This window comes from Staphylococcus sp. HMSC06C11, assembly GCF_001808345.1.
GTDB classification, from domain to species: domain Bacteria; phylum Bacillota; class Bacilli; order Staphylococcales; family Staphylococcaceae; genus Staphylococcus; species Staphylococcus capitis.
This window is the reverse complement of sequence record NZ_KV793041.1, coordinates 8,397-8,904: the sequence shown is the minus strand read 5'-3', so window position 1 is coordinate 8,904 and position 508 is coordinate 8,397. Positions and strand designations below refer to the sequence as shown.

At 37.6% G+C, this 508-nt stretch carries 1 pseudogene; it reads right to left on the bottom strand.

The window, feature by feature from the left end:
- Nucleotides 1–508 (bottom strand): annotated as a pseudogene (locus tag HMPREF3154_RS11525) (YSIRK signal domain/LPXTG anchor domain surface protein); the annotation flags it as partial.

Sequence of the window (508 nt, the reverse complement as noted above, 5' to 3'; positions counted from 1 at the left end):
ACTTTTCCGGTTGCTTCATCTACCTCTATGTGCGAAACATTTTTATTTAATGACCAAATTCCTCCATTATTACTTGCGTTAATGGTAACACGTTGATCCTCTGGATTAGTATAATTGATGACTAATTTAGTCACTTCACCCTTTGGCGTTACCTTGACATTGGCGTGCTCTACACTTGCTACAATATCAGGCGCTTCTGGCGTTGTCTCTTTACGTGGCATTTTTAGATTGCTTTCTGAACTTGAGTCACTGTTTCCTTTTGTTTCGGTTGCTACTATTTCACTTTCTGCTTGTACTGCTTGATAACCAACCGTTACTTTTCCGGTAGTTTCGTCTAATTCAATATGTGGAACCTCTTTGTTTAGTGCCCAAACTTCTCCATTTTTATTTGCGATAATCGAACTTGGTTGGCCATTTGTATCTGTATATTTTACTTCTAATTTTGTTGATTCATCTTTAGGTGTTACTTCTACGTTGACATGCTCTACGTTAGATTCAATATCTGGTG